Annotated in this window: 13 protein-coding genes; 8 read left to right on the top strand and 5 right to left on the bottom strand. The window is 61.8% G+C overall.

Annotated features, from left to right (window positions below; all coding sequences use genetic code 11):
* Positions 1 to 38 precede the first annotated feature (38 nt).
* The 5 genes from MKI86_RS12440 to MKI86_RS12460 all read right to left on the bottom strand — a co-directional run bounded on the left by MKI86_RS12440 (position 39) and on the right by MKI86_RS12460 (position 6,401).
* Positions 39 to 1,070 (bottom strand): sugar ABC transporter substrate-binding protein, encoded by a 1,032-nt coding sequence (locus tag MKI86_RS12440; RefSeq protein WP_241601227.1) that lies wholly within the window; start codon positions 1,068 to 1,070, stop codon positions 39 to 41.
* An 82-nt stretch (positions 1,071 to 1,152) separates the two neighbouring features.
* Entirely contained in the window at positions 1,153 to 2,631 is a 1,479-nt protein-coding gene (gene xylB, locus MKI86_RS12445) for a xylulokinase (protein ID WP_241601228.1), read from the bottom strand.
* Between the two features lie 83 nt (positions 2,632 to 2,714).
* Positions 2,715 to 4,238, bottom strand: coding sequence for a glycerol-3-phosphate dehydrogenase (gene glpD, locus MKI86_RS12450; RefSeq protein WP_241601229.1), 1,524 nt, complete (start codon positions 4,236 to 4,238; stop codon positions 2,715 to 2,717).
* Positions 4,231 to 5,055 carry an HAD-IIB family hydrolase gene (locus MKI86_RS12455; protein ID WP_241601230.1) on the bottom strand — a complete coding sequence of 275 codons (825 nt, stop codon included), beginning with the start codon at positions 5,053 to 5,055 and terminating at the stop codon, positions 4,231 to 4,233. The genes glpD and MKI86_RS12455 overlap by 8 nt, the downstream gene beginning before the upstream one ends.
* Positions 5,055 to 6,401 (bottom strand): sn-glycerol-1-phosphate dehydrogenase, encoded by a 1,347-nt coding sequence (locus tag MKI86_RS12460; protein WP_241601231.1) that lies wholly within the window; start codon positions 6,399 to 6,401, stop codon positions 5,055 to 5,057. The genes MKI86_RS12455 and MKI86_RS12460 overlap by 1 nt, the downstream gene beginning before the upstream one ends.
* Positions 6,402 to 6,624: 223 nt before the next feature.
* Between MKI86_RS12460 and MKI86_RS12465 the strand changes: the two genes are divergently transcribed.
* From MKI86_RS12465 to MKI86_RS12500, 8 genes are all read left to right on the top strand, one after another.
* Positions 6,625 to 7,569 carry a sugar-binding transcriptional regulator gene (locus MKI86_RS12465; protein WP_241601232.1) on the top strand — a complete coding sequence of 315 codons (945 nt, stop codon included), beginning with the start codon at positions 6,625 to 6,627 and terminating at the stop codon, positions 7,567 to 7,569.
* 221 nt (positions 7,570 to 7,790) lie between these two features.
* Positions 7,791 to 8,291 carry an RNA polymerase sigma factor gene (locus tag MKI86_RS12470; RefSeq protein WP_241601233.1) on the top strand — a complete coding sequence of 167 codons (501 nt, stop codon included), beginning with the start codon at positions 7,791 to 7,793 and terminating at the stop codon, positions 8,289 to 8,291.
* Between the two features lie 115 nt (positions 8,292 to 8,406).
* Complete coding sequence (locus tag MKI86_RS12475; protein WP_241601234.1) at positions 8,407 to 9,402, top strand: FecR family protein; 996 nt, start codon at positions 8,407 to 8,409, stop codon at positions 9,400 to 9,402.
* 332 nt (positions 9,403 to 9,734) lie between these two features.
* Positions 9,735 to 12,170 carry a TonB-dependent receptor gene (locus MKI86_RS12480; protein WP_241601235.1) on the top strand — a complete coding sequence of 812 codons (2,436 nt, stop codon included), beginning with the start codon at positions 9,735 to 9,737 and terminating at the stop codon, positions 12,168 to 12,170.
* Positions 12,171 to 12,260: 90 nt separating this feature from the next.
* Positions 12,261 to 13,043, top strand: coding sequence for a heme acquisition protein HasA (locus MKI86_RS12485; RefSeq protein ID WP_241601236.1), 783 nt, complete (start codon positions 12,261 to 12,263; stop codon positions 13,041 to 13,043).
* Between the two features lie 13 nt (positions 13,044 to 13,056).
* Entirely contained in the window at positions 13,057 to 14,874 is a 1,818-nt protein-coding gene (locus tag MKI86_RS12490) for a type I secretion system permease/ATPase (protein WP_370879962.1), read from the top strand.
* Positions 14,861 to 16,171, top strand: coding sequence for an HlyD family type I secretion periplasmic adaptor subunit (locus MKI86_RS12495; protein WP_241601238.1), 1,311 nt, complete (start codon positions 14,861 to 14,863; stop codon positions 16,169 to 16,171). The genes MKI86_RS12490 and MKI86_RS12495 overlap by 14 nt, the downstream gene beginning before the upstream one ends.
* A gap of 112 nt (positions 16,172 to 16,283) precedes the next feature.
* Positions 16,284 to 17,384: a hypothetical protein gene (locus tag MKI86_RS12500; RefSeq protein ID WP_241601239.1), complete on the top strand. Its 1,101-nt coding sequence runs from the start codon at positions 16,284 to 16,286 to the stop codon at positions 17,382 to 17,384.
* The last annotated feature ends 81 nt before the right edge of the window (positions 17,385 to 17,465 follow it).

Below are 17,465 nucleotides of genomic sequence, written 5' to 3' on the forward strand. Positions count from 1 at the left end.
ATGGGCGGCCCGCCGTAGCGAACCGCCCGACGCTCAGGTCAGACGGCGCGGACCCAGCCGAGCTGGTCGGCGCGGCCCGGAACGTCGAAGTCGTCAGGAATACCATCCTTCAGCATGGCCTCCTCGACGGCATAGGTCGGCGTGACGACAAGGCGCGGGGTCTTCTGGCCGGCCAGATGCTGGTGGGCGTAGAACACCGACAGATAGGCCATCTCGTAAAAGCTCTGCGCCATGGAAAGCTTCAGCTGCGAGGGACCGGCAATGTAGTTGAAGGCCTGCGAGCCGCCGTCGATGCCGGTAATGATGAGATCGGGCTTGTCGGCGGCGCGTGCCGCAAGCGTGCCTTCGACCGCGGCCCCATCCCAAGCGCACCAGATCGCGTCGATATCCGGATTGGCCGTCAGAATGTTGTCGACCGCCTGGCGCGGCGTGACATTGCCCGCCAGTGCGAAGGCCCAGTCGGCGACGATCTTGATGTCGGGATAGCGGCGCAGCGTCCACTCCATCCCGAGCGTGCGCTGATCCCAGCTTTCGTTCTGCGGCAGCAGGACGCGGGCGATATTGCCCTTGCCGTTCAGCTTGCGCGCAATGAAATCGCAGGAATAGGCACCCATACCGAAATTGTTGGACATGGACGTCGTGTTGACAGCGACCCCGGGAACGGCGCTGTCGGCGCAGAACACCGGAATGCCGGCGGCGATGGCGCGCTGCACGGCCGGTGCAATGGCGACGGCATCGGCCGGCGTGATGAACAGCGCCTCCGGCTTGCTCGATATCAGCGAGTCGATCTGATCGGTCTGGGTTTTGGCGTCGAAGCCGGCATCGGTCGTGGTAAGCGTGCCGCCAAGTTCCTTGACGGCGGCGGTGAAGCCGTCCTGAAGGTGACGCCCGGAATCGTAGGTCGTCCAGCCAAGTGCCGCGGCGAACTTGCGGTCGGCCGCCTCGGCACGGGCACCCGATGCCGCGAGATATTGTGCCGCAAAGAGCGCGGCACTGCCCCCGAGCAAGGCACGCCGTGAGATATCGAAATTGAACTTGTTCATGTCCTTGGTCTCCTCCCAGATAGACATTGTCATCCTCCAGACCCGCGCCCTGCTGGGCTCGGGAACAACCCGCGCATGACCCGACCTCCTCGGGGCGCAACGCGGTATTTCAGGCCGCCTTTCCCAGAGCGACCGAAGCCCGGCGAACCTCCGGCATCACCGAAAGCCAGGTGTCGTATGCATCCGCATAGGCCGGTGCGAGGTTCTGCACCGGGGAAATCACGCGCTTGATGCGCGGTGACGTGAGAACGCTCTCCGGGCTTTCGCCACTTTCGGCGATCAGCGCGAGCCGCGCCGCGCCGAAGGCTGCCCCCAGTTCACTCGCCTCGGGCACGCGCAGGTCCACACCGAGCGACGTCGCGATCATCGACAGCCAAAGCTCCGACCGAGATCCGCCGCCGATCGCCAGCAGGCTGCCGATGGTAGAGCCGGCAGCACGGAACGCGTCGGCGCATTCACGCAGCGCAAAGGCAACGCCTTGCAGAACGGCGCGCGTGAGGACCTCGTCGTCGCAGGAATGCTGCAGGCCAAGCAGCGCACCGCGGATTTCCACATCCGCCCGCGGCGACCAGCACCCGTCCAGAAAGGGCACGAAGAGAACTGGACTGGGCGCGCCCAGCGATGTGCCGAGTTCAGCGACAAGCTCGGATGCCGGCCGCTTCACGACCTTGGATAGCCAGTTGATGCAGGACGTCGCCGACAGGATCACCGACATCTGGTGCCAGACACCGGGCATGGAGTGGCAGAGCGTTTCGATCGCGTGATCGTAGCTCGTGCGCACCTCGCCGGTGGCCACGAACAGCACGCCCGATGTACCGAGGGAGACGGTGCCCTCCCCGTCACGGAAGACGCCTGTGCCGCAGGCGCCGCAGGCATTGTCGCCACCCCCGCCGGCGATGACGGGGCGAGACGAGATTCCCCAGCGTTCCGCAAGTTCAGCGCGTAGATGCCCTGTCGGATCAATACCTTCGTACAGCTTAGGCATCTGCCTGCGATCAAGATCGGTTGCAGCCAGGAGGGTGTCGGACCAGTCGCGCGCCGCAAGGTCGAGCCACATCGTGCCACTGGAATCCGCCATGTCGGATGCCTTTTCGCCGGAGAGCTTCAGCCGCAGATAGTCCTTCGGCAACAGCACAGTGCGGATGCGGCGGAAGGCGTCCGGCTCATGGTCGCGCAGCCAGGCAAGCTTGGGTGCGGTGACGCCGGGCGTCGGCCTGCGACCCGCGATGCGACGGATATCTGGCGCTCGCGCTTCCAGATCGGCGCATTCCTTTTCGGTGCGCGTGTCATTCCACAGGATGGCAGCGCGGATGGGCGTATCGCGTTCATCAAGAACCGTGGCGCCATACATCTGTCCGGAAAGGCCGATGCCTCTGACGGCACCCATCGCCTTCGGATGGCTTGTGGCAAGCGCGTCGAGGCTTTCACAGACGGCATCCCACCATTGTTCAGGATGCTGCTCCGACCAACCCCGATAAGGCCGCGACACGCCTATAGGACGCGACGATGATTCCGCAACCAGCGCCTGGTTCTCATCCATCAGCATGGACTTCACGCCCGACGTTCCCAGATCGATACCGAGATACATGGTTCCTCCTCCCATGCGGGCCTTTCGGGCACCCGCTTTCCCACTTATTCCTCCGCGCGTCTCTCCCGGCCGCGGCGGGCTCCTCAACCCGCCAGCGACTGCCGCTTTCCCTCCAGAAAGCGGTCGAGTGCCGCGATATCTTCCGAACGCATTTTCAAACCGAGCTTGCTGCGGCGGAAGACGATGTCCTCGGCGCTCTGCGCCCACTCCTCCCGCATGAGATAATCCACTTCCGCTTCCGTCAGGCCTGCGCCGAAGGTCCTGCCGAGATCGGAGAGGCTCTTCGCATGGCCCAGCACGAGGGGAAGCCGGCTTCCGTAATAGGTGAAAAGCCGCCTCAGAAGGTCTTCAGGCAGGAAAGCATATCGGGCGCGTAGCGCGGCAAGCTGTTCCTCGAAGGCATCGATTGCGAAGTCTCCACCCGGCAGCGCGGTCCTGCCTGTCCAGCCGGCTCGAGCCGCAACGAGCTTCGCCTTCTCCCGTGCAAGCAGCGGCTCAAGCCTGTCCATCACAGCCTCGGCCAGCCGGCGATAGGTCGTGATCTTGCCGCCGAAGATCGAGATCAGGCCGATACCGGCCTCCTCGTCCACCTCGATCACATAGTCTCGCGTCGCTTTCTGGGCTGCACTCGCGCCATCGTCATAAAGTGGGCGCACGCCGGAATAGCTCCAGACGATATCAGCTGTCGTCAACGGTTTATCGAAGCAGCGGCTGACCGCATTGCAGAGATAAGCCTTCTCCTGCTCCGTCGCGGAGAACTGGTCGATATCGCCATCGAAATCACGATCCGTGGTTCCGACCAGCGTGTACTCGCCCTCATATGGAATGGTGAAGAAGATGCGGCCGTCGCTGTTCTGGAAGATGAAGCAGCGGTCGTGCGCATAGAGTTTCGGCACGACGATATGCGATCCCTGTACAAGCCTGACCTTGCCGCGCGCCGGCCGACCTGCGGTGCGCGAGACGATGTCGTTGGCCCAGGGACCGGCGGCGTTGATGAGCGTGCGCGCCCGGATCGTGCGTTGGTGTCCGCCGCGCGAGACCGTCACGGACCACCCGTCCCCATCGCGTTTCGCCGCCGTCATGGCTGTCTGCGTTTCGACCACCGCGCCCAGTTCGCTTGCGGCCTTGGCATTCATGACAACGAGACGGTTGTCCTCCACCCAGCAGTCGGAATATTCGAAGCCCGACTTCAGCGACGATACCAGTCCTTTACCGAGCGCCTGCCCGGCCAGCCGAACGCTCGTCGTCCCGGGGAGGCGCACGCGCCCGCCGATATGGTCATAGATGAAGAGACCGAGGCGAAGCTGCCATTTCGCCCGCATGCCGGGCATGTAGGGCAGCACGAAGCGCAGCGGACGAACGAAATGCGGTGCGATCGCCCAAAGCCGTTCGCGTTCCTGCAAGGCCTCACGCACCAGCTTGAACTCGTAATGCTCAAGATAGCGCAACCCGCCATGCAGCAGCTTTGTGGACGCGCACGACGTCGCACCGCCGAGATCACCTTTTTCGCAGAGATAGACATCGAGCCCGCGTCCCGCAGCGTCGCGGGCGATACCGCACCCATTGATGCCGCCGCCAATGATCGCGATGTCGTAGATCTCAGGCATGGGCGCGCTCGCGAATCTCGGAGCGCCGGGCAGCCAGCAAACGGGACGCGATCTGGACGAACCCCTCGCCGCCACGCTCGGAGGCGACGAATGCCGGCAGCGCGGTCTCGCCGCCGGCAAAGTCGGTCACGTTCGCCACGCCGCAGGAGTTCGGAAAGAACGAGAACATCGGGCCGTCATTCGGGCTATCGCCGGTGAAGATGAACCGTGCCTTATCGGCGTCGAGATCCATTCCGAGCACATCGGCGGCGAAACGCCGGGTCATCGAAAGCTTGTCATAGCTGCCGAACCATCCGTTGACGTGGATCGAAGACAGCTTCGCGACGGCGCCTGCTTCCTTGAAGAGAGCCAGCACGCGTTCCACCTCGCCCTGAGGCAGCGGTTCGACATCCTCGCAGACATCGATGGCAAGGTCGGCCTCGCGGTAGAGTTGGTCGGAGGCGATGCCTGTGCCGGGCACTTCTTGCAGGATGCGGTCCCGCAAAGCATCGAGCTTCCGCCGATTTTCGCGACGTTCCTGTTCAGTGGCGAAGAAGGCCTGGCGCATCTTTCGCGCCTCGCGATCATAGGAAAAATAGAAGGCGCCGTTTTCGCCGACCACGCCTGCGACAGGCCAGAAGCGGGCGATCATGTCGCACCACCCGGCCGGCCGGCCAGTGATGGGCACCACGGCGAAGCCTGCGCGCGCCAGCGCCTGCAGGGCGGCGTAAGGTTCGGCGCGAAGCTGGCCTTCGGAGGTAAGCGTGTCGTCGATATCGGTGAGGACGACCTGCACCTGTGACAGCAAGCCATCGGAAAGCTCGTCGAGCGGGCGCATCAGCACTCCTCCTCGATGAACTGCTCGAGCACGCCCATATCGGCCGCGAGGTCGAGCATGGAATAGCGGTTGCGCATCTCCTTCGAGTAGCGCACGGCATCGCGATAGAGATCGCGGTCGATGCCGATCTCTTGCGGGGTCGCGCCGCCGCCGGCGGCACGGATATGCGCGGCAAGGTTGGCCGAGGGGATCGCCATCTGCTGGAGGGTTCGACGCAACTGCGGCCAGAGCGCCTCCAGTTGTGCGTTGAACCTGTCTGCGGAGGCGGCATCGAGGACCTTGGCGCGTGACGCCTCGAGGCAATGGTCGACCGCCGCCGCAGGATAGCGCGCCCGGATGTCCGCTTCGTCAAAACGGGTCGGCCTGATCTGGGGCGCCTTTTCGCTCGCCAGGATGATCTCCTGAAGCCGCGCCATCGTCACGGATGACACGCCGACCTGCTGGCCGTGCACCGTGCCGGGATGACGCGCGCCGGCAAAGCTGTCGATCCAGTGGGAAATCTGGTGTTCGCCCATCGAGCCCGGATGGCTCATGCCGGTCACGCTGATTCCGATTCCGCCAAGGGTCAGGATGCGGTGCAGATAGCCTACGGCGTCATGCTCACGACGGCCCAGTCCAGCGGACCTTGCCAGCATCTCCCTCTCATCCGCTTCCTGTAAGATGTAGGGAGACGTGGCATAGGCCGTCCTGAGCATGACATGGGAAAAATACCAGTCCACCTGCGCAGTCGAGCGGCAGAGGCTGTCGCCGAAACCGGCGGCGATCAGGTACTGAGGTGCATTCGCGCTGATCTCTATATCGAGGAAGACGCCCTTGGCGGCATGTGCGTTCAGCGTCGTCTTCAACCCGTTGTCGAGCGTGATGGATGCCGTCGTCGACGTGTAGCCGTTCATGGACGGCGCGGTGCCGAAAACGCTGTAGTCCTTGCCATCCAGAAACGTCGTGTATTTGCACAGATCGTTGATTGTGCCCGATCCGACAGCAATGACGGCGTCGGCGTTGCGGGTTTTCTCCCGAAGCTCGCGGATCGCGGCTTCGTCGGCGTGGGGGTGATCGAGCACCACGGTCGTTGCTCGCCCACCGAGGCTTCGGGCAACGGCATAGCCGAGCGCGTCATAGGTATCGGCGTCCGCGACGACCGCATAGGTCGAGGCCGGCATCACGCTTGCGACATAGTCGGCCTCGCCGCCACGCACGCTTTCCTCGATGAAGATGGCCTTGAAGGGAACTTCGGCGGCGACGCCGGTATCGGGGTCGATCCACCGTCCGGCACTCACGTCGCGGATAAGCGTGTTCCAGTCTTGCCACCCGACAGGCCGTCGGGCGGCGGGTGCCGCATGCAACATCATGTCCTCCCAGACTTGCTGATGGCAATTTTCACCTACCAATGCAAAATGTCAATAACATTTTTCATTGTCGCATGAAATTTGCCAGGACCACTGCGGGCAGGCGCTCCTGCGAAACTGGACTTGCGAATAAAAAGCTGCCAAATGAGGAGAAAGGAGGCCAACGACGCTGATGCAATCCGAACACCCTCAGGACCGTAATGGCCGAAAAAAAGCACCACCCATGCAATTCGGCGCGGATTTGCCCTTGTGGGTGGCCTGGCTTTACTACGAGGAGGGACTGAAGCAGGACGAGATCGCCACGCGGCTCGGCATATCCCGCTCCTCAGTATTCAACTTGCTTCAGAAGGCGCGCGATGAAGGCATCGTCACAATCACCATCGACCCGACACGCCTTGAGCGCGCCGACCTGTCTGTCGAACTGAAGGAGAAGGGGCAGCTCGCCGAGTGTTATGTCCTGCCCTCGTCATCGGGTGGGGCCGCGCTTTCCGAACAGATCGGGCGGCTCGGGGCGCGGATTTTCGAACAGAAGCTGGAAAAGGACGACGTCGTCGGCGTCGCATGGGGACGCACGGTCATGGCGCTGTCGAAGGCGCTTTCACCGACCAGCATGCCCGGCGTCACAGTGGCCCAGGTTACCGGCAGCTCGATAGCGACATACGACTTCTCCCCCGAACTGTGCACCTCCAACATCGCCGCGCGCCTGAATGCGCGCTGCGTTAACCTGCACGCGCCGGGCGTCGTGTCCAACGCGAACATGAAGTCGCTCCTCATGCAGGAGCCGATCGTCGGCCAGCATTTCGAACTCCTGCGACACTGCACGAAATCGCTCTTCGGCGTTACTCACATCACCGGCCCCACCCTGCTGGAAGATACCGGCGTCATGACGGAAGAGCTTCTGCGGCAGTATCAGGATAAAGGCGCAGTCGGCTTCGCCTCAGGCTATTTCTTCGACATCGATGGCACGATCATCCGCACAGGTTTCGACGACCGCCATCTCGTCATGCCGATCGACGATTTCCTGAACGTACCGGACCGCCTATGTATAGGTGGCGGGCCGGAAAAGGTTGATGCGATCCACGGGATGCTGAAGGCCCGCATCGCGACCATCCTGATCACCGATCAGGAAACGGCAAAGGCCGTCTGCGCCAACCTCAGCGCGGCGTAGACCGGCGCGATTTGTCGACTGGACCAGGTGAGCACCGCATTGCGGGAGTTGTATCCGTCCCGCTGTTTTAAAACAGCGTATTCGCGGTATGTCGTCGCCCGCAATAACATGATTGCAAAACTCATCTTATTATGGCTATCACAGTCACCAACGGCAATCGGGGGTGCTGGAGTCCTGCGAAAGGTAATGCTGGACCGTGACGGAAGGCGCTTGGCGGGCATATGGGCAGTCAGGGACGAGATACGCGCAACGAAGCCTATGTGGCCTATCGCGCCGAACTGGTGCGGTATGCCACGCCGATTCTCGGCTCCCGGGAGGATGCCGAAGATATCGTGCAGGAGGCCTTCGTGCGCTTCGTGCCGGAAGCGGCGGAATCGCCCTCGCGCCTCAAGTCCTATCTGTATCGTATCGTGCGCAATCTCGCCTTCGACACGAGGCGGCGGCGCCGGCTTGAAGCGCGCGGACATCCCGACGATACACCCTGGTGGGGCCTTCCACAAAACCATGACACACCGGAAGACCAGGTCCTTCTCTGTGATCGGGTCCGCCAGGTTGAGGCCATCATGGAGACGATGCCGACAGAAAAGCGCATAGCGCTCGAAATGCATCGTTTCGGCGGCTACCGCATCGAGGAGATCGCGCGTCATCTTGGCGTTTCGACATCGAGCGCCCATCGGCTGATCCAGTCCGGCCTGGCGGAACTGCTGAAAAAAATACTCTAGGAAAGAGAAATCGCACCGGATCCTGAGAAAATCCCCGAAGCTATTCGTCTTATAGGTGACGAGTACATTCGCGAGGGCTTCTGCGGGTACGGACGAGACGAAAGCGATGACCGGCATGCGCAATACAGGAACGGACATACCCCAGAAGATTGCCGACGAGGCGGCCGGGTGGATGATTGCGTTGCAGGAAGAGCCAGGTGATCGCCTCTGCCGGGATCGTTTCGAAAATTGGCTCGACCAAGCCGAACAACATCGGCAGGCATGGGCGCGCCTGCAGGTCGCTTGGCAGGCCCTCGGCGCAACCGCTCCTGTCTTCAAGGAAAGCTGGAAGGACGCCGCACACGCCTCGGCCTCCCCGAAATCCTACCGCCCGCGCCGCGCAGCCTTGGCACGTCGCGCAGGGATGTTCGGGGCCGCTGCTGCCGCCATGCTCTGTCTCGCGTTCATTGTCGGACCAACCGTCATGCTTCGTATGGAAGCCGACTATAGGACACAGACCGCGGAAAGCCGTACGGTGACGTTGGAGGACGGCAGCCTCGTTCACCTCTCCGGCGCCAGCGCCATCGCCACGGATTTCAAGAACGGGCGTCGTTCCGTGCGTCTCCTGGCAGGCGAGGCCTTTTTCGAGGTGACGCCGGATAAAAGCCGCCCCTTCACCGTCGATGCCAACGGGGTCACGGTCACCGTGCTCGGTACAAAGTTCGATGTGCAGACAGACGGCGAGCTCACGGTCGTTGCCCTGACGGAAGGCTCCGTCAAGGCGTCTGTCACCAACGATGCGGCGGAGGAGTTCCTCGTGCCAGGCGATCAACTGACCGCAAACAGCGCCACCGGCGAAGTGTCGCGCACGATCATTCCGGTTTCCGACATCGCCACATGGCGCGATGGGAAGATATTCGTGGTCGATGCCACAATCGGCTCCGTTGTGGAGCAGATCCGCCGCTACCACCCCGCTTGGATCTCGCTGCCCGACGGCACACTGGCCAGCCGGCGGGTGACAGGCTTCTACGACCTTCGCAATCCCGATCAGGCACTGCAGGCCCTTGTGGCTCCCTATGGCGGAAAGGTGCGTCGTGTTTCGCCGGTCGCGCGTCTCATCAGCCGCTTCTGATAATAAAAATATGACTGGAATAATCAAGGTTTAGCGTAAACTACGAAAAAAACTGGGAAATAATCCGCAGCTGTCCGTCTTTCCGTTGAGTGCCGCATGAAGCGGCGCTGCAACGAAGAGACGAAGACATGCATACCAAGTACCCGGTGACACTAATTGCGAAAGGCAACGGAACAGGCCTCGCCCGCACAATATTTGTCACAACGACGGCGCTCGCCCTGATGTGCACATGTGCACCGGCACTGGGACAAGACATACAGCCAAAGGAAAGCGAATCCGAGACTAGTTCGACGGAAACGGCACGCATTGCCTTCAATCTCCCGGCGCAAACATTGGCCAATGCCGTGGGCGCCTTTGGTCGGCAATCCGGGCTTCAGGTTACCCTTTCCTCGACGCAGGCAGGAAACATCCGCACAAATGCGGTTATCGGCCGCTTCACACCGTCTCAGGCCCTGTCCCGCATGCTTGCAGGCACCGGCATACACGGTCGTGTCAGCGGCAATTCAGCCATCCTGAGCAGCGACGACCAGACCTCGGACCTCGGGGCGACCGACGGCTCCACGGTGCTGGAAACGATCAATGTGGGAAAAGGTCCGCGCAGCGCGGCCAGCGGTGCCGGCTTCCAGGGCACGCCTGACTGGGTCTACGAAACTCCGGCAAGTGTCAGCGTCATATCGCGCACGGCTATCGAGAAGAAGCAGCCGCGCAACGCCTATGATCTGTTTTCCGGGGTTTCCGGTGTCTCCGTCGCCGGCGCGGCACAGAATCCCGGTGTCGCCATCAATGTGCGAGGCCTGCAGGACCAGACCCGTGTGACGACGACGATCGACGGCGCACGTCAGAACTTCCAGCAGGCGGGTCACGGCTACACGTCGAATGTTTATGTCGACCCCGCTCTGGTCAGAGCCGTGGAGGTTGACAAGAATGCCGGCGCTGGCGTCGGCAGCGGTGGCTCCCATGGTGGCGTCGTCGGTTTTCGCACGCTGACGGCCGACGATGTGCTTCTTGAAGGCCGCAATGCCGGCGGCTGGATCGATGCGACCAAGGGTACCAACGCCTATGAATTCTACGGCTCTGCAGCCCTCGCAGCCCGTACCGATGACGGCATCGACATCGTGGCGGCGCTCAGCCGCAAGAACCTCGATGCATATGAAATCGGCAAGAATGGAACGCTGGAAAGCAATCCGGGCGGCGACAAGCCCGTCTTCACCGGCTCGGACACCACGTCCGGCCTCATCAAGGCCGGCCTCGACCTGGAGAACGACCAGCACATCGAGTTCGGTTTCGTCGGCTACGATGCGCGCTTCACGACCAGCACGGCGCTCGCCACGAACGAGAACACCAACCATGTGCGCAATCTGACGGGCACGCTGACGTACACCTACAAGCCCGACGATCCCCTCTTCGACCTGAAAGGCCAGCTGTGGTGGAACCGGACGGAAAACCATCAGTGGCGCTCGGCGCGCAACGGAAGCGGCGCGTTCGATCTCGACTACGGCCTGAGCACGTACGGCTTCAACATCGAGAATACCAGCACCTTCGCACTGGCCACGGGGGATCTCTCGTTGCACTACGGAACGGAGCTCTTCCTCGATCGCGCCGAAACGGAAGCTGCGGCACGCAACCCGACTGATGCTACGAACACCTGGTGGTTCACAGGCCCGAATCCCACCGGCGACCGTTGGTTGTCCAGCACATTTGCCACCGCGAAATATGAGCATCAGGAATGGCTTGAGGCATCGATCGGCGGACGATATGACTACTATAAAATTACCGGCTCTTCTCTCGTCAACGGAGGAAGCGAGCTCGTCATCGTCCAAGAGGCATATTGCGCGCAGTACCATCCTCTAAATCCGACCCGATGCATCAGGCGTATCCCCGCGGTCTATGCCCAGCGCGATATCATTCATAATATATCCATCGACAAATCTGCTGGTCGCTTCTCGCCGGAGGCTCTCGTTGCGCTGAAGCCGCAGGACGGCATCCAGGTTTTCGGAAAGTACAGCGAGGGCTTTCGACCGGGTACGCTCGGAGAGATGCTGCTTGGCGGCGTCCATGTAGGCGGCATACCGATCAGCAACGCACCGAATGCGAACCTACAGCCGGAAACGTCGAAGACGTGGGAAGTGGGCGTTAACCTCAGCGGCGACGATTTGCTGGCAGCCGGAGACAGCGTTCGTTTCAAGGCAGCCTATTTCGACAAGACGATCGACAACTATATTGCGCTCGGGAGTGTCACGGGCAGTCCAGTCACTGGCGGCCAGATCGACAGCTTCTATGCTTATACAAACCTCTTGGGCGAATCGCGTTTGCGCGGTGTCGAGATTGAGGGCAACTACGATGCCGGGCCTTATTATTTCGGCGGCACCTTCACCTACACGAAGGGCGATTTCTCAAAAGTCTATAACGACAATCCCTGGGACAATGCCACGTCCACAGGAAATGGCACTGTCCTGTATGTTTCCGTCGCTCCGAAGTATCGCTTCACGGCCGATGTGGGCATGCGGTTCTTCGACGACAAACTCAATGTTGGCGCTCGCGCAAACCGTGTCGTTCCCTCTGAACAGCTTGGCCTCTTCTCGACCGTCTACAAGGCCAAGCCCTTCACCACCTTCGACATCTACGGCTCCTGGGAGTTCAACGAGAACGCCTCGCTGCGCTTCGCCGTCAACAACCTGACGGACGTCGCCTATGTCGACCCGATGAACTCATCCGATTTCCCAGCACCCGGCCGCACGGCGACCCTGTCGCTCAAGGTTCGGTTCTGATCACGCGATCGCGCCGGTTCAAACCCGAACCGGCGTGAGACCAGCTGCATCCGAGGTCCGGATGCGGCGCATCCTAGAAAGGAAAGCACAATGGCAACGATCGATTTCAACGACGCCAACAACGATGGCGAAGGCATCGACTTTCTCGCCTATCTGAACACCTGGGACACCACCTTCACGCCCGGCTACTACGGCTTCTTCTCCACAAATCCGGTTGACTTCTCAGGTAATCAGTTCGCCGTCGCCGACAGCAACAGTGCGACGGTCGGTGGCGTCGGCGGTGCCGATACTGTCGTGATCGATTCCGGCAGCGCGGGCGACCTCTACTATGACATGACGTCCCATGTTCTTGCCGGTGCCGTTGATGGCGCTACCTTCGGCCAGGGGCTTAGCTACAATGCCGGCACGGACACGTTCTCTCAATCATCGTGGGATATCGACATCAGCGGGCTTGGGCTGACGGGCACGGGTGCCGCAAACCCGGTTCACAACTTCGTCTACGGCATCATGCAGGGCAATCCGGCGAACCTGATCAGCGTGCTGAACAGCCAGAACAATACGTTCAACGGTAGCTCTGGCGACGACGTGATCTATAGCTTCGACGGAAACGACACGCTGACTGGCGGCGATGGATATGACCGGTTTGTCTTCAGCGGTACGGACGGCAACGACGTCATCACAGACTTCAACGCTGCAGAAGACATCATCGATATCTCCGCATGGGCGGCCGGCAGCGCACTTTCCGTAACCTACGCCTATGATACCGTCAGCGGCCTCTACGATGCCACCATCACGGATGGCGTGAACGGCAGCATTTCCGTCCAGGACATTGCGAACAATTCGCTCGTCAGCGGCTTAAACCTGTTCGTCTGAGAAGTTTGCTGTAGTGTTGGTAGCCCCACAGCAGGCCCCGTCGCAGTCTCTGACTGCGGCGGTCGCCTCACCTCTCAGACGAGCATCCTTGGGGATAGCGCTCATCAGCGGCGTGGTCAACGTTCTGGCGCTGACCTCGCCGCTCTTCATGCTTCAGGTCTACGACCGTGTTCTGGCAAGCGGCAGCGTGCCTACACTCGTGGGTCTGGCCGTCCTGGCGGCAGGGCTATACCTCTTCCAGGCAGGGCTCGATATCGTTCGGGCGCGCATCCTGCTGCGCATAGGCGAGCACGTGGACGGCGTGATGTGCGGCCCTGTGCACGATGCTGTCGTGCGCCTGCCTCTTGTCGCCAGTATGCCGGGCGATGGGCTTCAGCCGTTGCGTGATTTGGACAATGTCCGCGGTTTCCTTTCGGGACAGGGCCCGACCGCGTTTTTCGACCTGCCCTGGATGCCGCTCTATCTCGGCATCTGCTTCCTCTTTCATTTCTGGATCGGCGTGACGGCGCTCGCGGGTGCCCTCGTGCTCGTCGCCCTGACCATTCTCGCCAATGCGCTTTCGCAGAATCCCGTTCGGGAGAGCATCGCCCACAACATGATGCGCAACAGCCTCCTCGAGGCGACGCGTCGCAATGCCGAAATCGTGCAATCGCTCGGACTTGCCGGGCGACTGGAAGCGCGTTGGCAGCAGGCGAACGCGGACTACCTCGCCGCCAACCGCCGCGCCGGCGATATCGCGGGTGGCCTTGGCAGCCTGTCGAGAACCTTGCGCTTGATGCTGCAATCGGCGGTGCTCGGCGTTGGCGCCTGGCTGGTGATCGAACAACAGGCCACCGGCGGCATCATGATCGCGAGCTCCATCATGGTGGGGCGGGCGCTGGCCCCCGTCGATCTGGCGATTGCCAGCTGGAAACCCTTCCTTATGGCCCGGCAAAGCTGGAAGCGCCTTCAGGATCTGCTCGGCAGAATCCCGCCCGTGCCGGAGACAATGGCCCTTCCAGCGCCGTGCCGGGACCTGCGTGTTGAGAACGTCACCATTCTGCCGCCCGGCGAGAAGCGGCCGACGGTGGCCGGTATCTGCTTCCATATCCAGGCTGGGAGCGCGCTCGGCATCATCGGTCCCTCCGGATCGGGCAAATCGACACTTTCGCGCGCACTCGTCGGCGCATGGGCGGCGGCTGGTGGCAAGGTGCGTCTGGACGGCGCCAGTCTCGATCAGTGGGACCGTGCGGCACTTGGGCGACACATCGGCTATCTGCCGCAGGGCGTAGAGCTTTTCGGCGGCACTATCGCGGAGAACATCGCTCGCTTTGAAGAGGACGCCGACGCCGAGAATATCGTAGCGGCCGCCCGGACCGCTGGCGCCCACGACCTGATCCTGCGCTTCGAGGATGGATACAAGACGCGCATCGGTGAAGGTGGCTCTTCGCTTTCAGCCGGTCAGCGCCAACGTATCGGGCTGGCGCGTGCACTTTATCGCGATCCTTTCCTCGTTGTGCTGGACGAGCCCAATGCCAATCTCGACGCCGAAGGCGAGGCAGCGGTCGTGCGCGCCATCGCCTCGGTGCGGGAACGCAACGGCATCGCCGTGGTGGTCGCCCACCGCCCGAGCGCCATCGGCGTGGTCGATCAGGTCTTGATGATGGAGGGCGGACGCCAGAAGGCATTCGGTCCGCGCGACGCTGTCCTCGGACAGGTGCTGAAGCCTGCTCCCGCGAGCAGAACCGGCTTCACCGCAACCGGCCATGGGATCATGCCGCTGCGCGTCGTCGCAAACCCCGCGAAATCCGAAGATCGCAGCGAGCCTGAAAAGACAGATGGTAACACCTGATGTGACGACCGTGACCCGCTCCATCCGCATTCACCTTGCGGCTGGCCTTGCACTTGTCGCCCTGCTGACCGGGGGTGTCGGCGGGTGGGCGGCCACGACGAAACTCGCCGGCGCGGTGGTGGCATCGGGCCATTTCGTCGTCGATTCCTACCCCAAGAAGGTGCAGCACGCCAAAGGCGGCATCGTTGGAGAAATACGCGTACAGGAAGGCGAAGCCGTGAAGGCAGGCGCGGTCGTTGTGCGGCTTGATGCCACGCAAACGCAGGCCAACCTCGCCATCGTCACGAAGCGTTTGAACGAGCTTCATGCCCGCCTCGCCCGCCTCGAAGCCGAGCGCGATGACAATGAAGCGATCGACTTTCCGCCTGGTCTGAGTGCGGATAGCAGTGACCCCAACATCGTCTCTGCGGTCAGGAGCGAGACCCGCCTCTTCGAATTTCGGCGCGACGCCCGTAATGCGCGCAAGGCGCAGCTTGCCGAACGCATCGCCCAGTATGAGCATGAGATCGAGGGACTGAAAGCACAGGAGATTGCCTATGCCGGCGGGCTCACCGTGCTGCGCACGGAAATTGCCTCGCAGGAATCGCTTCACGACAAGGGCGTCGTTTCGGTCCAGCGGCTCAACAGCCTGAAGACCCAGGCAGCAACCTATGATGGCGAGCGCGGCGAGAAGATCGCCTATCAGGCACAAACGCAGGGCAAGATTACCGAGACACGGCTCCAGATTCTCTCCATCGATCAGGACATGAAGACGGAAGTCGGGCGAGAACTGCGCGAAATCCAGGGGCAGATCGGCGAGTATGTCGAGCGTAAGGTGGCCGCGGAAGACGAATTGAAGCGCATCGATATCCTCGCCCCGCAATCGGGCATCGTTCACCAACTCGCCGCGCATACGGTCGGTGGTGTGATCAATCCGGCCGAAACGATCATGCTCGTCATTCCGGAGGGAGATGATCTTGCTTTGGAAGTTCGCATGGCGCCGCGTGATATCGACCAGATCCGGCCCGGCCAGCGCGCAGTCCTCAGGCTATCGGCGTTCAACCAGCGCACAACACCCGAACTTTCAGGTCATGTCTCGCGCATCGCGGCTGACCTCACAGTCGATGAAAGGACTGGCCTCTCGTTCTACGTCGTGCGCATCGCCGTGCCGCATGAAGCGTTGCAGAAACTCGGCGGTCTCACACTGCTTCCCGGCATGCCGGCCGAGGCGATGATCCAGACCGGGGAACGAACCGCCCTCTCCTATCTCGTCAAACCGCTTGCGGATCAACTCAATCGCGCCTTCCGGGAAGAGTGAAAGCCTTCCTTGGGTTCGCCCCGTGCCGGAATGCAAAATTTCAGCGAATGAATAATACCGCTGCGCCGTCTTGTCTCTGGCAGCACAATAACAGCATCACTTCAGGCAGATTATGACTTTTCCGACAATCAAGCTTCCCGCCCGTCCCCTTGCCATCAAGCGCGGGACGATCTCCACCCCGTTCGTCTACTACTTCTCCATCCCCGTCCTGCTGGCGATCGCCGTCTTCATGATGGTGTCGGAGGCGCCGGGCATTCTGCGCGATTACACGATCAGCCAGAATCCGGTTTTCGTCGACGGCAGGATCGACGGCAGCTGCAAGACGCGGAAGGCCATCTTCACCACCTGCGAGGTCGATCTTTCCTACGAGCAGGGCGGCCAACGCTACGAGAAGGATGTCGAGATCATGTTCGTCGACATCCACAGCGGCGATTACGAGGCCGGCCTTGTCGTCTCGGGTGATCACCCCGAACTCGCGACCATTACGCTCGGTCTGGACATGCTCTGGAACCGGGTCATCACGTTGTCGATCTTCACCCTGCTGCTCGGCGGCGGCGGTCTTGCCATGATCTTCCTCCTGCTGCGATTCTGGCGGGTCAGCGGCCAACTGCGCAATCCGGCCCCGCTCACCGTGGTCCCTGTCGAGATCACGGCCATGGACACGAAACGCAATCGTCTGAACGTCACCTATGCCGACCGGGTCAGCGAACGGAAGACCAAGCGCGTCGCCTTCACCCGCTTCGAGCGCGGACAGGAGCCGATCATCGTCGGCGATGCCGGCAGCAACGTCGTTGCGCTTGCCGTCTGGCACGGCGACACATCGCTTCCCGTCTTGCTGGATGACCGCTTGGAGCGGATCGAGATGACGGAGCAGGAACGCGCCGCAGCGCTCGCTCCGCTTCAAGAACTGGCGCAATCGACTGACCATGCGTCCGCCGCCAGCCACGCCGAGCCGTCGAAGAAAGGCATGTCCCTGGCACGCAGGGCGGGCGTTTTCGTGCTCGTCCTCCTGCTGCTCGTTGGCGGTATTTTCGGCTATTGGCTCTGGTACGTGACGAGCGCGCCTTCGCAGTACAATTCACCGGGAATGGACATCAACAACATGATGCCGGAGGCCCTCAACCGGTGGGGCTGTGACCAGCTGAAAAGCCGCTTTGGCAACGGCAACGCCCCATTTGGCTGCACAGCCGCAGATCATATCAGCTGGAAGTAAGCTCCCTACCGGCGCGGTGACCATTCAAGCGCGGTACATTGCCAAGTCGCAGAAGCAGGGCGCAGCTGAATATGGCGGCGC

Origin of the sequence: Shinella sedimenti (genome assembly GCF_022601905.1) — a bacterium.
Lineage (GTDB): Bacteria > Pseudomonadota > Alphaproteobacteria > Rhizobiales > Rhizobiaceae > Shinella > Shinella sedimenti.